At 63.2% G+C, this 19,539-nt stretch carries 9 protein-coding genes; 6 read left to right on the top strand and 3 right to left on the bottom strand.

Going from position 1 to position 19,539, the window contains the following annotated elements; all coding sequences use genetic code 11:
• Positions 1-34 precede the first annotated feature (34 nt).
• On the top strand, positions 35-2,071 hold the full coding sequence (locus tag Q7T36_RS13250; protein ID WP_304849327.1) for a hypothetical protein: 2,037 nt from the start codon (positions 35-37) through the stop codon (positions 2,069-2,071).
• A 78-nt stretch (positions 2,072-2,149) separates the two neighbouring features.
• Here the strand turns inward: Q7T36_RS13250 and Q7T36_RS13245 are convergent, their stop codons facing one another.
• Entirely contained in the window at positions 2,150-3,151 is a 1,002-nt protein-coding gene (locus tag Q7T36_RS13245; protein WP_304849324.1) for a class 1 fructose-bisphosphatase, read from the bottom strand.
• Between the two features lie 58 nt (positions 3,152-3,209).
• Positions 3,210-3,746, bottom strand: a complete 537-nt coding sequence (locus Q7T36_RS13240) for a phosphohydrolase (RefSeq protein WP_304849321.1) — start codon at positions 3,744-3,746, stop codon at positions 3,210-3,212.
• Between the two features lie 94 nt (positions 3,747-3,840).
• Between Q7T36_RS13240 and Q7T36_RS13235 the strand changes: the two genes are divergently transcribed.
• From Q7T36_RS13235 to Q7T36_RS13220, 4 genes are all read left to right on the top strand, one after another.
• Entirely contained in the window at positions 3,841-9,639 is a 5,799-nt protein-coding gene (locus Q7T36_RS13235; RefSeq protein ID WP_304849318.1) for an alpha-2-macroglobulin, read from the top strand.
• Positions 9,636-11,804 carry a penicillin-binding protein 1C gene (gene pbpC / locus Q7T36_RS13230; protein WP_304849315.1) on the top strand — a complete coding sequence of 723 codons (2,169 nt, stop codon included), beginning with the start codon at positions 9,636-9,638 and terminating at the stop codon, positions 11,802-11,804. Before Q7T36_RS13235 ends, pbpC begins: the two co-directional genes overlap by 4 nt.
• 76 nt (positions 11,805-11,880) lie before the next feature.
• Complete coding sequence (gene pgeF, locus Q7T36_RS13225) at positions 11,881-12,645, top strand: peptidoglycan editing factor PgeF (RefSeq protein WP_304849312.1); 765 nt, start codon at positions 11,881-11,883, stop codon at positions 12,643-12,645.
• Between the two features lie 14 nt (positions 12,646-12,659).
• A complete protein-coding gene (locus Q7T36_RS13220) occupies positions 12,660-13,211 on the top strand; it encodes a flavodoxin family protein (protein ID WP_304849309.1) in 552 nt (183 codons plus the stop codon).
• A 332-nt stretch (positions 13,212-13,543) separates the two neighbouring features.
• On the opposite strand, the gene Q7T36_RS13215 is transcribed toward Q7T36_RS13220, so the two are convergent.
• Entirely contained in the window at positions 13,544-14,617 is a 1,074-nt protein-coding gene (locus Q7T36_RS13215) for a hypothetical protein (RefSeq protein WP_304849306.1), read from the bottom strand.
• On the opposite strand from Q7T36_RS13215, the gene Q7T36_RS13210 reads away from it, so the two are divergent.
• Entirely contained in the window at positions 14,609-19,522 is a 4,914-nt protein-coding gene (locus Q7T36_RS13210) for an autotransporter-associated beta strand repeat-containing protein (protein WP_304849303.1), read from the top strand. The two genes, Q7T36_RS13215 and Q7T36_RS13210, sit on opposite strands and share 9 nt — an antisense overlap.
• Positions 19,523-19,539: the final 17 nt, after the last annotated feature.

Raw genomic sequence — 19,539 nt, 5'->3', positions numbered from 1 at the left:
GTTTTCTTATTTTTTCAAGGGTAATGGAGTGATTATGGCTCATAACTGGCGTTTCATGAGGTATGGCGATTTCGATCAGGTGCTGTTGAACCGGGTCGAGGATCTGGAAAACCTGCCTGAACTGGACCAAAAGCTGTGGGCAGCGCTGGCATGCCCGACGCGCGGGCTGGAGCTGGACAGCCGCACTCTCGACTACATTGATACCGACAAGGACGGCCGCATCCGCGTGCCGGAGGTGTTGGCCGCCGTGCGCTGGGCGCTGGATCACCTGAAGGACCCCTCTGTGCTGTTGTCCGGGGAGGCGCTGCCATTGCTGGCCATCAATGCTTCGACCGATGCCGGCCGCAAGCTGGTGGCCGGTGCGGGTGAGTTGCTGACCCGTCTGGGCAAGCCGCAGGAAACCAGCCTGACCATTGCGGATACGGATGACCTGTCGACAGTGTTTCCGCCCGCCATACCCAACGGCGACGGGCTGGTTCCGGCGACCATGGCGGCCACGCAGGCGCAAGCGGATGCCATCCTCGACATTATCAGCTGCACGGGCTCCGGGCCTGACCGCAGCGGCGAAGCCGGTGTTTCCGAACACCATATCCGCCAGTTTTACGCTGACCTCGCCATTGTGACCGGCTGGCGGAATTCCCGCGTTAACGAGCCGCTGGGTGAGGCGACTCCGGCCGCGTTTGATGCTCTGGCCGCCGTGGAAGCTAAGATTGATGATTATTTTTCCCGAGCCCGCCTGTCTGCTTTTGATAGTCGCGCTTTAAGCGCCATGAACGGCTCTGAAGATGACTTCACCCGCTTGGGCGGGCAGCAGTTGTCCCTGTCCAGTCCGGAAATGGCGGCCTTGCCGTTGATGCAGGTGGCTGCCAACCAGTCCCTGTCGATGGTTTCCGGGATTAACCCGGCCTGGCAGGACCGCTTGGCCGCCTTCAAGGCGCTGGTGGCGGACCCGCTGCTGGGGCTGGATGCCCAATGGCTGGATCCGACCCTGTGGCAGGACATCAAAACCCGGTTCCAGCCTTACCGGGAGTGGCTGGCCGCAAAGCCGTCGGTGACGCAGATTGCGCTGGCTGATGACCGTATTGCCGAACTGGATGATGCGGGCCTGCAAAATGAACTGCTGGATCTGGTGAAGACCGACCTGGGCGTGGCTGAAGCCGCCGACAGCTTGGTCGATCTGGACAAGCTGCTGCGATACCAGCGTTACCTGCGCGTGGTGTTGAACAACTTTGTGTCGATGACGGATTTTTATTCGCATCGGGCAAAAGCGGTCTTCCAGGCCGGAAGGCTTTACATTGACGGTCGCAGCTGTGACCTCTGCGTCAAGGTTCAGGATATGGGGCGTCATGCCGCAATGGCGGGCCAGAGCGGCACCTATCTGGTTTATGCGGATTGCACACGGCGGGGCAGTCCGGAAAAAATGACCATTGTCGCGGCGGTGACTGCCGGAGAATCCGGCCACATGATGGTGGGACGGAACGGGATTTTCTATGACCGCGCCGGTAATGACTGGGATGCGACCGTCGTGAAGCTGGTGGAGAACGCCATTTCCGTGCGCGAGGCCTTCTGGAGTCCGTATCGCAAGGTTGGCCGCATGGTGTCAGAGCAGCTGCAAAAAATGGCGGCCGACAAGGACAAAGCCATTGAAAGCAAGGCCGGCGAGCACATTACGGCCGGTAAAGGCAAGCTTGAAGAAGCGGCGGCGGCTCCGAAAGATGCACCGAAGACCCCGCCGGCGCCGTTTGATGTCGCCCGTTTTGCCGGTGTGTTTGCGATGGTCGGACTGGCGCTGGGGGCCATTGGTACGGCCTTGGCGACCTTCATTGCCAGTTTCCTGAGTTTGGTCTGGTGGCAGATGCCGATTGCGGTAGCCGGCTTGTTGCTGCTGATTTCCGGTCCGTCGATGGTGATTGCCTGGTTCAAGCTGCGCCAGCGCAATCTGGCCCCGATTCTGGACGCCAACGGCTGGGCCGTGAACACCAAGGCCAAGCTGAGTATTCCTTTCGGAGCCTCGTTGACGGCGCTGGCTGAGTTGCCCAAAGGAGCGCAGCGCAGCCTGAAGGAGTTGTAACAACGGGCGACCGGATCCACGGCTGTCTGTCAGTCGTGAATCCGGTTCAGGGAGGGAGTCTGCCTGTGTTAGAGCGGTTCAATCCTCCAGATGATACCCCGTCACCCGTTCCACTTCATTGGCCGAGCCCAGCACCACCGGCACCCGCTGGTGCAGGCTGGTCGGTTCCACATCCAGAATCCGCAAGCGGCCGGTGGTGGAAGCGCCGCCGGCCTGTTCGATGATGAAGCTCATCGGGTTGGCTTCATACATCAGGCGCAGCTTGCCCGGCTTGCCGGGGTCCTTGACGTCGTAGGGGTACATAAAGATGCCGCCGCGCGTCATGATGCGGTGTACGTCAGCCACCATCGAGGCCACCCAGCGCATGTTGAAGTCCTTTTCGCGCACACCGGTAATGCCTTCCAGCAGTTCACGCACATAACGCTGCATGTTCAGTTCCCAATGGCGCATGTTCGACATGTTGATGGCGAACTCCTTGGTGTCCTTCGGCACTTGCAGGTCCGGCGCGGTCAGGTAGAACACGCCCTGTTCGCGGTCAAGGGTGAAACCGTCGGAGCCGTGGCCCAGCGTCAGCACCAGCAGCGTGGAGGGACCGTAAACGATGTAGCCCGCCGCCACCTGCTTGTTGCCCGGTTGCAGGAAGTCCTGTTCCGTCACCGGGCTGTTGCCTTCCGGACGCTCCAGGATGGAAAAAATGGTGCCAACCGAGATGTTGACATCAATGTTGGAAGAGCCGTCCAGCGGGTCGAACAGCAGCAGGTAGCGGCCTTCCTTCATGCCATCCGGCACCGGCAGGATTTCGTCCATTTCCTCGGAGGCCAGCCCGGCGACACAGCCGCCGCCCAGCGTTGCCGCAATCATCAGGTCGTTGGTGATGATGTCCAGTTTCTTCTGTTCTTCGCCCTGGATGTTTTCGGAACCGGCCTGACCCAGCACACCTGCCAGCGCGCCTTTGCCGATGGCGTCGCTGATGCGGTGGCAGGCATCGCAGGTCTGGCGGATCAGCTCGCAGAGTTCGGGGGTGACGCCGGGCAGGTCCAGCTTCTGTTGCAGGTAGCGGCTCAGGGTGAGGGTGGTCATGTCGGCTCCGGGCGCGTGTTCAGTCTTGGGGGCGGATTATCGCCAAGAACGGCCGGCTTCACCAGCGAAACATAGGCAGCGGATGCAGCGGATGTGCGCGCAGCTGTTTCGCCGATTGCTTCACCAGGAACAGGTGGAATCCGGCATTGGGGAAGGTGCGCATCACTTCCAGCACGAATTTCAGCGGCAGCCCGAAACGGCGGAGGCCTTGGGTGACGTCTGTCCAGTCTGCGCGGCGGAAGGCTTCGGCCATGGGGTCGTCGGGGCAGGCGGTGACCTTGTGATGATTGAGGATCATGGCGTTGACTTCGGGAATCCGGTCTTCCAGCCCGTGATCCAGTAACCAGGCTGTGGCCAGACGGCTGGAGGGTTCCAGATAGTCGAAGGTGTTGTGGCTCCAGATGCCTATGTCATGGAAGACCACGGCAATCGCGGCCATGTCCAGGGACTCGGCATCATCCCGGTTGCTGAGTGCGGCGAAGTAATTCAGCACGCGGTAGCAGTGGTTGTGGTAGGCGGTAAAGTCCTGGTTGAGGGCGTCGCGCCATTCGGTGAGCAGGGTGTCGAGGCTGGGGTGGAAGGTGATGAGCGCCATGGAGGCCTCCGGTAAAAATAGGGAAAAGCGGAACGTCGGGTTGCGTCCAAAAGATTTACAATCCACCGCAAGTATTCTTCGCCATGGAGGCGATATGCAACCCTCTGCTGTCAGGTGGTTCTGCCTGAGCCTTGTCCTGCTTTCTTCCCTGACCCATGCCGTGACTGTCAAGGAGCTTGTTTCACAAGCCAAGGGGGCGGCGTATCGCGCCGTCGGGCAGACGGTGACCTTGCAGTCCTTTTCCCCGCAAGGCGATGTGGGGGTTGTCAATCAGGCCCGGGCGCGCTTTTCGGAAGATATGGTGCGGGTCGGCGACCCTGCTGTCCGTAACCCGTTCATCGTCAGCAATAACTGCAAGGACTACGGACGAGGTCGCTGGCTGGATACGCGCACCTGGATTTATCAATTCAACGACAACCTGCCGGCGTTGCGCTGCGAATTCCGGCTGGCGCCCAATCTCAAGAGCGTACAGGGCAAGCCGCTCAATGCGTACCCCTTGTATCACTTCAACCGTCTCTTTGCGACGGTGGGTTATGACACCACCGCCGAGCGCGGTGTGCGGATCGTGGATTCCTGGCCTCAGCACAACAACTCCGTGATCGAAGACCAGATATTCCTGCTGAAGCTGGACAAGACCACCGCTGTCAAATCCTTGCCGGGCAATGTCTGGTGCCTGACCAGCAACCTGCCGGAAAGGCTGCCCGCCCGATTCCTGACCGTGGCGGAGACGACGGCTTTCGTGCAGCAGCAAATTCCGGAAGTACGCGAATGGTGGCGTCGCGAGACCGGCCACGACTGGTGGGATCAAAGCACCAAGGTGGTCCGTCGCGCAGCGGTAAAGGAGTGGCGGGCCGTTAGTTGCGGCCGTCGCCTGACCGGCGGCGAAGGCTTGCGGCTGGTCTTCAGCAAGCAGGTGGCGACTACGGCCGGGGTGAAGCGCGGCTCCGATCAAGCCTTGTCATTTTATATCCGCAAGCCTTTCACCGCCGCCTTCAGTTGCTCGCGGCAAAGCCCGACCGCGCCCTGCGTGCCGCTGGCCGACATGCAGGTGCGGTTCTCTGAAGTGGTGCCGGCGGAAAAACTGGCGGCGATCCGGCTGCAGTCCGGAACCACCAACTGGTCACCTGAGATGTCGGAACGGGAGGAATATGATGGAGGCGACAGCACCCTGGTGCGTTTCAAGGGGCCGTTCCCGGCCAATGCCGCATTCACTTTGACGATACCTGCCGGGCTGGTCGACCCCTTCAACCGGCCGTTGGCCAACGCCGCCCGCTTCCCGCTGACTGTTCGCACCGACACTTGGCCGCCGCTGGCCAAGTTCGCCGCCGATTTCGGGGTGGTGGAAACCGCCGTCGGCGCGGTGCCGCTGACGGTGCGCAATCTGGAAAGCACGTTGCCCGGCAAGACCGGCGTCACGCTGTATACGCAGAAGATGGACAACAGCGAGCAGGCCTTCATCCAGGCGCTGAAGCGCTACAGCGCCGGTAATGACGGCCTGTTGGACAAGCCGTGGATTGCCCGCCAGCCTGGCGTGACCGCGCAGGAACTGCCGCGCAGTCTGTCCGCCAAGGAATTCGAGGTGATCGGGCTGCCGGTGACGCAGGGGCTGTATCTGCATGAAGTGGGAAGCCGTTATCTGGGTGAGTGGATTTCGCAGAAACCGCAACCGGCCTATGTGCATGCGCTCAGCCTGGTCACCAACCTCGGCGTGCATGTACAGATGGGCAAGGTGAACGGCCAGGTGTGGGTGACGGATCTGGCGGCGGGCAAGCCGGTGGGGGCGGCGGCGGTCAGCGTCTGGGACTGCTATGACGAACGCCTGCTGTGGAGCGGCCTGACCAACGAGCAGGGATTGGTGCGTGTCGATCGCGGCGTTTTTACCGAGCGGCCTTATAACGAAATCGAGAACAAGAGCAATTGCCAAGGATCACCGTGGGTGATCATGGCGGCAAGCGGGTCGGATCGCAGCTTTGCCTTGTCGGAGTGGAACGGCGGCATCGAGTCCTGGCGCTTCAATCTGTATGGCGAGAATGATTACGCTTGCGAATGGGAGTGCGGCGGCTACGGTAATGGCGAAACCCGCACCGGCGATTATGTCGCCCATACCATCTTCGACCGCACGCTGTTGCGCGCCGGCGAAACGGTGCATATGCGTCACCTTTTGCGCCGCAACAAGCTGAGCGGTATCAGCGCCCCGGAAGCGTCGATGAAGGTAAAGGCGGTAGTCGTGGAACACCGAGCCAGCGACACCCGCTTTGAACTGCCCGCCGCGTTTACCGCCATCGGCAACGGCAGCAACGACTGGACCATACCCAAGTCGGCCAAGCTGGGTGAGTATTGCGTTTCCCTGCAACTGCCGGACGACAACAGCGTACAGGGCGGTTGCTTCAAAGTATCGGCCTTCCGCCTGCCGGTGCTGAAGGCCGATCTGGGTCTGCCCGCCGCGCCGGTGCTGCCTGCGCCGAACCTGCCGCTGCAATTACAACTGCAATACCTGAACGGCGGCGGTTACAGCAATGCGCCGGTAACGCTGCGCGGAAAATTTGAAACGGACGCCTATCCGTCCGTGAGCGGATTCGATGAATTCAGCTTCTACTCGGTGCCGGCGGTGCCGCCGAAGAACACGGACGAATATGACTGGAGCAGCAAGGACCTGCCCGAAACCGCACTGACGCTGGATGACGCCGGCGGCCTGAACGCGCTGTCGCCGACGCTGCCAGAGGTGGACCGTGTCAGCCGTTTGCGCATGGAGATGGAATTCCGCGACCCCAGCGGCGAAACCCAGACCGTGGGCGCGAGCACCCAGTTGTGGCCAGCCGCCGTGCTGCCGGGTCTACGCGTGCTTTCATCGTGGTTGGGCGGTGACGGTCCGGTGGTGGTGGAAGCGATCGTGGTAGACCGCAACGGCAAGGCGGTGGCGAATGCCCCCGTGGAAATCCAGGGCGCGCTGATGTATTCGGACTCCCACCGCAAGCGCACGCTGGGCGGCTATTACGCCTACGATTCCACTCGCCGTGAAGAGGCGGTGAAAGTGCCGTGCGGCAACCGCACTGACGCCCAGGGCCGCCTGCTGTGCAAGCTGCCGCTGAAGCGTTCCGGGGAGCTGAAGCTGAAAGTGATTACGACCGACAGCGACGGTCGGCGCGCCGCCACCGAAAGCACCGTGTGGGTGGCCGGGGCCGATGATTGGTGGTTCGACCAAGGCAATGACGACCGTATCGACGTGATTGCCGAGAAGAAGCAGTACGCCATTGGCGACACGGCGCGCCTGCAGGTGCGCATGCCGTTCCGCGAGGCGACGGCGCTGGTGACTGTGGTCCGTGACGGCGTCATGGACAGTTTCGTGACCACTCTGGACGGCAAGGACCCGGTAGTGAGCGTGCCGGTGAAGCCGGACTACGCGCCTAATGTCTACGTCTCGGTGATGGTGGTGCGCGGCCGCAACAATGCCATCCAGCCGACGGCGCTGGTTGATCTGGGCAAGCCAGCCTTCAAGCTGGGCATCGCACAGCTGAAAGTGGGTTGGGAAGGCTATAAGCTGGGGGTGAAGGTGCAGACCGACAAGGCCGTGTACCATCCCCGCGAAACGGTACAGGCCACCGTGCAGGTGAGTAACGCCACCGGGCGCGAACGCTTGCCAGCCAATACCGAGGTGACCCTGGCGGTGGTGGACGAAGCGCTGCTGGAACTTGCCGACAATAACTCCTGGGATCCGCTGCCATCGCTGGTCAACGCCCGCGCCTATGACCTGAATACCGCCACCAACCAGTTGCAGGTGGTGGGCAAACGGCATTTCGGCAAGAAGGCGCTGCCCTCGGGCGGCGGCGGCGGTCGCGGCGCTTCCACCCGTGAATTGCTGGACAGCCTGGTGTACTGGAAGGCGACCGCGACGGTGGATGCCGAGGGCAAGGCCACGTTCAGCTTCCCGTTGAATGACTCGCTGTCGGCCTTCCGCGTCGTGGCGGTGGCGTCCAGCCGCGACCAGTTCGGCAACGGCTCGGCGACCATCCGCAGCACCCGCGATCTGCAGGTGCTGAGCGGCCTGCCGACGGTGGTGCGGCAGGGGGACCGCTATCAGGCCGAGTTCACCGTGCGCAACAGCAGCGACCAGCCGGAAGCGGTGACGCTGACTGTGCGTTCCCCGGCGCTGGCGAAAGACTTTGTGAAAGTGCTGGACCTGCCCGGAGGCCAGTCGACGCGGGTGATGGTGCCAGTGACGGTTCCGAAGCGTATCGAGAACCTGACGTGGGAAATCAGCGCGGTCAGTCCGCATTTCAGCGACCGGCTGAAGGTGTCGCAGCAGGTGCTGACCGCCGTGCCGTTGCAAACACTGGCCGGGGCGCTGACCCAGCTGTCGCCGGGCGTTCCCTATGCACTGCCGCTGACGTTGCCCGCGGGCAGCGTGGAGGAGGGCAGGATCGACCTCGACCTGCAACCCACCCTGACCGGCACGCTGGAGCCGGTGCGGCAATGGTTCCGCGACTATATCTATCTGTGTCTGGAGCAGAAGACGACCAAGGCCGCAGGCCTGCAAAACCCGGCGCTGTGGACGGACATCATGGGTGACCTGCCGACCTATCTGGATCAGGACGGTCTCGCGGCCTTCTTCCCCGGCGGCAAGGGCTCAGCGTTCCTGACCGTGCATGTGCTGCGTCTGGCCAAGGCGCTGAACTGGACGATTCCGGCGGAGAGCCGTGAGCGAATGCTGACCGGGCTGGAAAACTACGTGCAGGGCAAGCTGCCCAAGGCCACCTACGAATACTGGATCTACGACAACCGTCAGGACCTGATCCAGCGGCAGATGCAGGCAATGAGCCTGCTGGCGCAATACAACCGCTTCAAACCAGTGATGCTGGACAACATCCGCATCCAGCCCGCGATGTGGGATACGCATATCCTGATCGACTGGCGCGAGCTGCTGCGCAGCGTCCCCGGCCTCGCCAACCGCGAGACGCGTCTGAAGGAAGTTGACCGCCAGCTACGGGCGCAACTGACGCAGGCGGGCAGCAGCGTGCTGGTGCTCAACGAGCGCCGTGCGGAGCGTTGGTGGTGGTTCGACAGCAACGAGCAGCTGCAGGCGCGATTGATCCTGAGCGTGCTGGGCGACAAGGCGTGGGAGCAGGATTTGCCCTTGCTGGTGCGCGGCCTGCTGCGCCACCAGAAGGACGGTCACTGGCAGGATACGCAGGCCAACCTGTGGGGCGGCATGGCGCTGACGCGTTTCAATGAGGGCGTGCTGCCGGTGAACGGCCAGACCCGCGCCACGCTGGCCGGAGAGAACCGCCGTCACGATTGGGCGGTGGATCCGCAGCCGGTGATCCCCGCTGTCAGCATGAACCCGGTGGATCCGACTCTGAGCCTGCCGTGGCCGAAGGCGAATTCCACCCTGAATGTGCAACACGATGGCGGCGGCAAGCCGTGGCTGCGGGTGCTGGCGCGCGCGCCGGTGCCGGTCACCCGACCCGACTTCAAGGGCTACACCGTCAGCAAGACCGTGGAGCCGGTGACGCAGAAGGTGAAGGGGCAGTGGAGCATGGGCGATGTCGCACGCATCAAGCTGCGCATTGTCGCCGCTCAGGACATGGGCTGGGTGGTGGTCAACGACCCGGTCCCGGCTGGCGCGGTGCTGCTGGGGCGCGGGCTGAAGCGGGACAGCGCCTTGCTCTCGGAAAACGACAGCAGCGGCTGGTGGCCGGAATTCGTCGAGTTCGCCGCCGATGCCTACCGCGCCTACTACGAGTATCTGGGCAAGGACGCGGACTGGGAAATCAGCTATACCGTGCGCCTGAACCAGGCCGGGGAATTCCGCCTGCCGCCGACGCGGGTGGAGTCGATGTACGCCCCGGATGTCTACGGCATGCTGCCGAACAGCAACTGGACCGTCGCCCCGTGACCCGAGGCGGTTCCAGGTTAAGCCGGGTCTGGTTATGCCTGCTTTGGCTGCTGTTGTGGCCGGTGGCGCGGGCGGAAGCGGCGGTTCCCGATTTCGAGGCCGTCAAGTCGGGCTGGCGGTCGTCCTATGCCGCCTTGCTCGACCGGCATGGCGAGGTGCTGATCCGGCAGCGGCAGGACAAGACCGCGCACCGGCTGGACTGGACGCCGCTGGACCGGGTGTCGCCGGCGCTGGTGGATGCGCTCATTTTCGTCGAGGATCGCGACTTTTACCAGCATCATGGTGTCGATTGGGGGGCATTCACCCGCGCCACGATGAAGTACCTGACCGGACAGCGCACACGCGGCGCCAGCACGCTCAGCATGCAGACCGCCGCCTTGCTCGACCCGTCGCTGGCGTGGCGCACCGGCGGCCGTCCGCTGGACCGCAAGTGGCGGCAACTGCGCGCCGCCCGGGCGCTGGACGCCCGTTGGGGCAAGGACCGCATCCTGGAAGCCTACCTAAACCTGACGCAATGGCGCGGCGACCTGCAAGGCATCGACGCCGCCAGCCAGGCGCTGTTTGGCAAGCGGCCCGCCGGGCTGGACCGCGCCGAAAGCATCCTGCTGGTCAGCCTGTTGTCTTCCCCGAACATGACGCCCGCACAGGCGGCGAAGCGCGCCTGCGTGCTGATCGCCGCCGGTTATGACGCCGACTGCCCGGCCGTGCATGCATTGGCCGACAGCCGCCTGCGCAACCGCAGTCTCGGGTTGGATGACGATCCCGCGCTGCTCAGCCTGGCCTCACGTTTGCTGACAACGGCGGGGCAGGATGTGAACACGACGCTGGACCGCCGCCTGCAACGCTTCGCCGAAGAAGCGCTGCGCGAGCAGCTGGTGTCCTTGCAGGCGCAACAGGCCAACGGCGGCGCGGTGCTGGTGCTGGACAACCGCAGCGGCGAGGTCTTGGCCTATGTTGGCAACAGCGGCCTGGACGACGACAGCCTGTGGGTGGACAGCGTGCAGGCGCAACGGCAGGCCGGATCGACGCTGAAGCCCTTCCTGTACGGTCTGGCGCTGGAGCAGAACCGTCTGACCGCCGCCACGGTGCTGGACGACAGCCCGGTCAACATCGCCACCGAGCGCGGGCTGTATGTGCCGCAGAACTACGAGCACGACTTCAAGGGCCCGGTGACGGTGCGCACGGCGCTTGCCTCGTCGCTGAATGTCCCGGCAGTGCGCGCGCTGCAATTGACCGGCGTCGATGCCTTCTGGCAGGAACTTCGTGGTTATGGCTTCGGTCTAAAGGAGGATGCCGAATTTTATGGCACTGCGCTGGCCTTAGGCGGCGCGGACATTACGCTGTGGGAGCTGGCCAATGCCTACCGCGCGCTTGCCAACGGCGGCGCGTGGTCCCCGGCGCGTCTGGTTGCGGGGGGAGGACATTTCCCGCCGTCTGCGGATGCCCCGCGCCTGTCGCCTCAAACAAGCTTCATTGTTTCCAACATCCTCAGCGACCGCAACGCCCGCAGCCTCACCTTCGGCTACGAAAACCCGTTGGCAACGCCGTTCTGGTCCGCTGTCAAGACCGGCACCAGCAAGGACATGCGCGACAACTGGTGCGTCGGCTTTTCCTGGCATTACACGGTGGCGGTTTGGGTGGGCAACATGCAGGGAAGGCCGATGCGCGATGTGTCCGGGGTCAGCGGTGCGGCCCCGGTGTGGCAGGCAGTGATAAGCCGTCTGGAACAGGCTGGTGAGTATGCGGGTCCGCCGCCGCCGCCCGTCGGCGTGGTGCAGCAGACAGTGTCCTTTGACGGTGTGGCGCTGCCGCCGGTGCAGGAATGGTTCCGCGGCGGCACGCAGCAGGACCGTGTTCAGTACGAGGCCGATACCGTGGCGCGCATTATCTATCCGGTCGACGGCACCATCATCGCGCTGGACCCTGACATGCCCGTTCAAGTGCAAAAGGTGATGCTGCGCGCCCGCACCGGCGGTGAAAACCTGCAATTGTGGCTGAACGGCAAGCGGCTTGCGGATGCCGGAGAGCCCGTCGCCTGGGCTCCGCAGCGCGGCCGGTACCGGCTGGAGTTACGGACAGAAAGCGGTGAAGTCCGCGCCAAAGCGGGCTTCGAAGTGCGGGGCATCCTGACGCCGGTTGGCCGTGATACGCCACTAAAGTTGTAGGACAATGCCGTCAAGCGGCGGGTGACTCTCTGTTACACTCGCCGCACAATCCGTTAATCCCGCCGAGGGTTGCAACATGCATGCCGAGGACTCCCTGATCCTTCCGGACTGGCCTGCGCCTGCCAATGTCCGGGCTGTGGTCACCACCCGTCAGGGCGGTGTCAGCCAGGCGCCATACGACAGCTTCAACCTGGCCTTTCATGTCGGTGACGAAGCTCCCGCCGTGGTCGACAACCGCCGCCAACTTTTCACGCGGTTGAACGATATTGCCCCGTGCGGCCCTCCGCAATGGCTGCAGCAGGTTCACGGTACTGAAGTTGTGGATGCCTTCAGCGAGCCCAAGAAACGCGCCCAACTGGTGCCTGAAGCCGATGCCGTCACCACCACCCAGCGCGGACTGCCGTGCGTGGTGATGACGGCGGATTGCTTGCCGGTCTTCTTTTGCAATGAGACGGGAACCCGGGTGGCCGTGGCGCATGCCGGTTGGCGCGGTTTGTGTCATGGTGTTCTGGAAAATACCCTGGCAAAGTTCGAAAGTCCCGCCGAAGTGTTGTGCTGGCTGGGTCCGGCTATTGGCCCTGATGCCTTTGAGGTGGGTGAGGATGTGCGCCAGGCCTTTCTGGCCGTTGACCCGTCAGCCGCCAGCGCCTTTGACGCCACGGCGCAGCCCGGCAAGTACCTGGCCGACATTTATGAACTGGCGCGCCAGCGCCTGACACGCGCCGGAGTTGGCATGGTCAGCGGTGGCGGCCTGTGCACCTACACCGATGCCGCTCGATTCTATTCTTACCGGCGGAACAGCCAGACCGGGCGCATGGCGTCTGTCATCTGGCTGGGCTAGCCCCGGAGCTTTACATGCAAGAGCGGCGGAACCTGGTGGTGGTGTATCACAGTGCTTATGGCCATACCGCACGGCTGGCGGAATTCATTCATCGAGGTGCGGCGTCCGTGGACGGGGTCGCGAGCCGATTGATGCCGGTGGATGCCGTGGACTGGGAAGCTTTGCAGCAGGCCGACGCCCTGATTTTCGGTTGCCCGACCTATATGGGCAGCGCCTCCGCCGCCTTCAAGCAGTTTATGGACGACACTTCCCGCATCTGGTTGCAGCAGGGCTGGAAAGGCAAGCTGGCGGCCGGATTCACCAACTCCAGCGGACTCAGCGGCGACAAACTGTCGGTGTTGATGCAGATACATCTCTTTGCCATGCAGCACGGCATGCTGTGGACTGGCATGCCCCTGATGCCGACCGGTGTCACGCCCGGGGATCTGAACCGCATGGGCAGTTACATGGGGCTGATGGCGCAATCCGATAATGCGTCCCCTGACATTACCCCGCCTTCAGGCGACCTCGCGACAGCGGAATGGTTTGGCGGGCATGTCGCCTCCCTGCTGGTGTCGATAACCTGAAGCCTGTCACAAAGTCGTTAAACATAACAAATGCATGGACTTGCAGGTCTGAACGGCCTCATTCCACTATTGCCTGGCCTTTGGCCCGGTGATAGCCTTCCAGCAGCATAAACCTATTAATCCAATAACAATGCCTTGACGGCTGCTCCATGGCTAAACTTGTTTCCGGCCAGGGTAATTCGGCGCCGACCGATTGTCAGTCAGGGTGGTATCTCTATAAATTCCAATAACATCAGGGAAGTTGATCTGTGTCTGAATTCTCAAGGCGTCTCTTTCGTCCGTCACCGTTGTCCTTGGCGGTGGCGATAGCTTCTTTATCTGTTTCTCCGGCCTCAATGGCGTCGACGTTCCGTGTACTCAGCGAAGCGGACCTGACGCTCGCCATCCAACAGGTCAACGCCACCAGCGGGCCGCATTTTATTGAAATCCTGGATGATATCCGCTTGAGCGGCGCGTTGCCGCCGGTGCTGAACACGGTTTCCATCAAGGGTTCCGGGCATGTGCTGGAAGGCTCGGGCGGGGACCGGGTGTTCATGATCGGCGCCGGGACAGATACTGTGGGACCTAGGGTGCTGGTGCAGATTAATGACCTGGCCATTATCCGGGGTGCGGCCCAGGGTGGTGATGGCCGGGATGGTGGCGGCGGCGGCTTGGGCGCGGGTGGCGCGGTATTTGTGAATGCCCGCGCCGACGTTATTCTGAATAATGTGGTCCTTAATGAGAACGAGGCTGTTGGTGGCGCTGGAGGTGCCGGGACGGGCGGCGGCGGCGGCGGATTGGGTGGTGATGGTGGCTCCTTGGGCGGCGGCGGTGGCGGCTTTCAGGGTGACGGGGGGAGTGGTGGTGCAGCTGGAGGGGGAGGCGGCGGGCTTCGGGACGGGGGGAGTGGCGGCTTGTTGGCCGGTGGTGGTGGTGGCCAGACCCAGGGCGGCAGTCCGGGAACACCGTCCGGCCAAGCCGGTCAGGACGGATTGTTGTGGATAGCCGGCAGTGGCGGCAATGGTGCGGCCGTCCCGGGAGGCGCCGCCGGTAACGGCGGTGCGCTTGGCGGCGGCGGAGGTGCGGGTGAAATATCGGGCGGCGGCGGCGGTTTCAATGGCCAGTCCGCGACGGCAGGCCAAGGTGGTCGTGGGGGTGTTTTTGGCGGCGGGGGCGGCAGTATTGCCGATGCTGCAGGAAATGGTGGGTTTGGCGGCGGCGGGGGCGGCAGTGTTGCCGGAACTGCGGGTAATGGCGGATTTGGCGGCGGCGGGGGCGGCAGCGTGACCGGTACTGCAGGCGCTGGCGGTTTTGGCGGCGGCGGTGGCAGCAGCCAGGCTCAGGCGGGAGGAACCGGCGGTTTTGGCGGCGGCGGCGGCGCCGGTGTTGTAGCGGGCGCTGGCGGTGTGGGCGGCGGCTTGGGGCAAGCCGGTCAGGGCGGTGGCGGCGCGGGCCTGGGCGGGGCGGTGTTCGTAGTCGACGGCGGAGGGCTGTCCCTGACCGGAGCGACGAGACTTGAAGGCAATACCGTTAACGGCAGTGACGGCGGCCAGTCAGCCGGAACCGGGGTGTTTCTGCAGGGGTCGGGCAATCTGGTTCTGCGCGGCCGCAGCAATGGGTTTGCCGAAATCCGGGATGCGATCACGGACAGTGTAGGCAGCGGTCTGGCCGGTGCGGAGGATTTTCAACGCTGGAACGTGCTGGTCACCGGCGGCGATGTGCGCTTGCGTGGCGACAACTCCTACAGCGGCGACACCTATGTTCAGGACGCCTTCCTGAATATTGAAAAGGACGCCAATCTGGGCAGCCCCGGCGGTCAGGTCGTGCTCGACGGTGGCGTGCTCAGTATGCAGAAATCCATGGAGATGGCGCGAAATCTGGTCATCAACTCGGGTGGAGGCGTAATCCGGGTGACGTCCGGGTCACAGGAAGAGATTGAGGTCGACCTGAAGGGGGTCGTGGCAGGTACGGGCATACTGGAGAAGCAGGGGGATGGTCGTCTGGTCGTGAGCCGCGATACGGCGTTCGATGGTGACTGGCTGCTGACTCAAGGGGTTGTCAGTATTGACAGGGACTCACGGCTGGGGCGAGCCGAACTGCGGTTGAATGAAGGTACGCTGGATCTGTCCGCCGATATGACTGATCTCAGGGCCATGCGCCTTGTCGCTTCAGGTTTGCCCGGAGACCATCAGCAGGGTGTCATACATACCGATAACCATGTGGTGTTGAATAACAGGATCGAGGGTTGGCACCGGTCCGACAATACGGCGTTTGCGCCGCTGATTTTCAGCGGAACCGGCACTATCGAACTGGCGGCGCCTCAGGAAGGCAGCGGTGACACCCTGATCCGGGGAGCGGCGGTGTCAGGGTCCATCGGCCGTGGCGCGCTGCGGGTGGAAACCGGCTCCTACAGCTTGAGTCAGACGGACCAGGAGGTGATCAGCATCACCGGTAGCGGCGGTTTGGGGCTGAATAACGGCCACCGGCTTAATGTCGCCATGGAGTTCAATGACGCAAACAAGCCTTTGAACGGCCAGTTCGAAGGTTTGATCTCCGGAGATGGCGCGCTCAATTTCTACCGCAAGCGGCTTCCCGCCGATTTCAATCCCCTCAATATGTCGATGTACACCATCCAGGTGTTGAATGGTGTGAACACCTATCAGGGCGGCACCACGGTCGGGGCGGGAGTGGCGCTGGTTATTGGCCAGGATGCCGCCGTTGGGCGTGGACAATTTACCCTGGCCGGGGGGGCGCTGCTGTCGGCCGGAGACAGTCACCTGAACATCAACCTGCTGGGCGGTGGCGGCATCATGACCACCTCGGAACGCCAGGTTTATGACGGAGTCATCAGCGGTGACGGCGGTCTGGTCAAATACGGACCGGGAACGCTGGTGCTCAATCAGGCCAATACCTATAGCGGCCGCACGCTGGTCTATGGGCCGGAGAGTTATCTGGAGCTGGCGCGCCCCGATGCGATAGGCGGCGGAGATTTGTACCTTATGGGCGGCGGCGGCCTGAGAGTTGCGACGGATACCGACGAACTGCGGCCGATTGTGCTGGTGGATGGTGACGGCGTGGTTCATACCGGCAGCTTTGATGTCCGCTCCTCCGGTGCGATTACCGGACAGAGTGACACCAGCCGGCTGGTCAAGGAAGGCAGCGGGCGGTTCTTGCTGACCGGGGATCTGGCCTTGGGGTCCGGTATAGCGGTGCGTGAAGGCACGTTCCAGATCGGGAATGGCGGTACGCAGGGCTCGTTGTCCGGTGATATCGCGCTTAGCCAGAACGCCGCCCTGGTGGTGGACAAGGCCGGTGTGACGCAGTTGGCCGGGACCATCAGTGGTGAAGGCCAAGTCTTGAAGCAAGGTGATGGATTGCTGTGGCTGCGGCCGGACCGGGCCAACACCTTTCTGGGCGGCCTGAAGGTGGAAGGCGGGCAGGTTGGAGCCGGCAATGCGCTGGCCCTGGGTCTGGGAGACTTTACGCTGGACGGCGGCGGGCTGCTGCTGGACGGCCATATTGATCGCAGCGTACAGATTGCCGCCGCCGGCGGCAGCATGGCGGTGCAGAACGGCAATAGTTTTGCGTTTCAGGGGGATGTCAATGGCTCAGGCCGGTTGACCAAGATTGACGACGGGACGCTGGTGATGCAGGGCGTGATGAGCCATACCGGCGGCACGCAGGTCGATGCCGGAACCTTGCGCGTCGGTCAGGGTCTGGCCGGGGTGCTGACCGGCGATGTGACCGTGGGCGTCAACGGGCGTCTGGTGTTCGGCCGCAGCGATATTACGCAGTATGACGGCGTTATTAGCGGCGACGGGCAAGTCTACAAGCTGGCGCAAGGTGAACTGGTGCTGACCAACGAGCAGGAATTCGCCGGGGTATTCCATGTGGAAGGCGGCGCGTTGCGGATTGGGCTGGGCGGCACAACCGGCAGCCTCAGCGGTGATGTGGATCTGGCGGCCGGCAGCCGCTTGATCTTTGACCGGAGTAATGATGCGGTCTTTGATGGCGGGGTTTCCGGTGATGGCATCGTGCAGAAAACAGGACCTGGCAAGTTGTCGGTGACCGGGAGTTTGTCCCATACCGGAGGCACCCGGCTCAATAGCGGCGAAATGGAAATCGGTGTGGGCGGGCTGAGCGGGGATATTTCCGGTGAAGTCACCGCCGTCATTGGTTCACGTGTCGTGTTTAACCGCAGCGATGCAGTCAATATTGATGCTGACTTCCGTGGCGAAGGTACTCTGGTTCAGCGCGGGAGCGGTGTCACCGTGCTCAGCGGCCAGAACACCATGACCGGCGGCGCGATTGTCGAGCATGGCCGGCTGGCTGTGGACAGCAATGCACGCCTGGGAAGCGGCGACCTGATTCTGGACGGCGGCTACCTGCGTTACGAGGCGGCTTTTTCCGACCTGCGTGATATCCGTCTGGGCGCATCCGGAGGCTTGGACACGCAGGGCTTTGATATTCATTACACTGGCTTGATTGCCGGCAACGGCCGTTTCCTCAAGGACGGAGCCGGAAAGCTGACATTGACGTCCTTGCTGGGCGCCAATACGGTGGAAGTTCAGGGCGGTGATCTGGAAATCGGCAATGGAGGGGTGACCGGCCTGCTGCTGGGCAATGCCACAGTCAATGCCAATGCGCGCCTGACCCTCAACCGCTCCGATGACCTGACGTATAGCGGGCTGCTGACCGGCGCGGGTGATATCCGCAAGCTGGGCGCCGGTCAACTGCGTTTGACGGCTGACAGCGCCGCCTTTGCCGGGCAGACCACGCTGGATGCAGGCAGCCTGAGGCTGGACAGCCGGCTGGGCGGCAACCTTCGCCTGAATGCCGGTACCCGCCTGCAAGGGACAGGAACACTGGGCGGCAATCTGCTGTCACAGCAGGGGACCCTGGCGCCCGGCAACTCAATCGGCACGCTGACGCTGGGCGGTGACCTGACCCTGGATGCCAAGTCGGTGCTGGACATGGAGGTTGAGGCTGACCTTACGAACGATAAGATCGTGGTAGGCGGTACGGCTAATCTGGACGGCACGCTGCACATCATTGCCTTGCCGGGCAATTATGCGCCGTCCAGCACCTACACCTTGCTCACCGCGACGGCCGTCAACGGCACCTTTTCCGAACTGAAAAATGACCTGGTGTTCCTGGATGCCAGCGTCAGTTATTCGCCCGACCATGTGAACCTGAAGCTGAAACGCAACAACACGGGTTTTGTGACTGTCAGCATGACGGATAACCAGCAGGCTGTCGCCACGGCCCTTGATGCGATGCCGGACACGGCGACGCTGGCCAATGCCGTGGCCGGTCTGGACATCGAGCAGGCCCGGGCCGCCTACGATACATTGCACGGGGATGTCCTGCTGGCTCCGGCCGGTATGGCTGCGCTCGACAGCCTGCGCTTTACCCGCGCCCTGTCGCAGCGCGCCAGCCGCCTGGGCAGCACCTCGCGCGGGCCGGGGGAGTCGGAAACAACGGCCGCGATTTCACGGGTGGAAGGCCTGTGGCTGGAAACGCTGCAATTGAGCAAGGACCTCTCGGGGGATGACAGCATCGGCTCGGCCGCCAGCACCACCGATGGCCAGACCCTGATGATCGGTGCGGACGGTTACTGGTCCGAGAACCTGTTGCTGGGTTTTGCGCTGGGGCAGGAAGAGGCCGATGTCAGTTTCAGCGGCCGTGCGGCTTCCGGCTCGCAATCCGGGGTGTTTGCCGGAACCTATGCCCGCTTTGACGGCAACAACGGTTTGCAATGGAAGATGGCGCTGGGCTTGGGCCGTTCTGAAAGCGACATGCGGCGGACCGTGGCGCTGACCGGGGAAAGTCCGGTATCCAGCGTTCCGGTTTCCACCGTTACGGCCCTGATGGAGGCCGGCCGCGGTTTCCACAAGGGCAACTTCGGCATACGCCCGTTTGTGCAGGCCACGCTGCAGGTGGTGAAGCGCGATGCCTTTGCCGAAAGCCAGGCGCCGGTGTCCGGTTTGCAGGTGGAGGCCGCCAGCGCCCGCACCGGGGAGGTCGGGATCGGGGTTGAAGTGAGCAAGCCGTGGTTGTTCCTGGGGAACTACTTCATGCAGTTGCAAGGGGCGGTGGCGGTCAAGCAGCACCTGGGGGACGACCAGCTGATCCAGCAGGTGACCCTGGCCGGTGCGCAGCCGGTCTTTCAGGTGGCTGGAACGCCGGACAACGGCACGGCGGTGGATATCGCCTTGGGGGCGGAGGTGTACCTGCTGCCCGGACTGTCGGTCTGGGGCGGTCTGGATGGCCACCTCAGCGCCGCCAGCAGCGAGCAGGCGCTGCATCTCAATCTGCAGTACCGTTGGTAAACCGGCATGGACTTCAA

This window comes from Fluviicoccus sp. (assembly GCF_030646115.1).
In the GTDB taxonomy this organism is placed as follows: Bacteria; Pseudomonadota; Gammaproteobacteria; order Pseudomonadales; family Moraxellaceae; genus Fluviicoccus.
The sequence above is the reverse complement of the archived record's forward strand: the minus strand, read 5'-3'. Positions and strand labels throughout refer to the sequence as shown.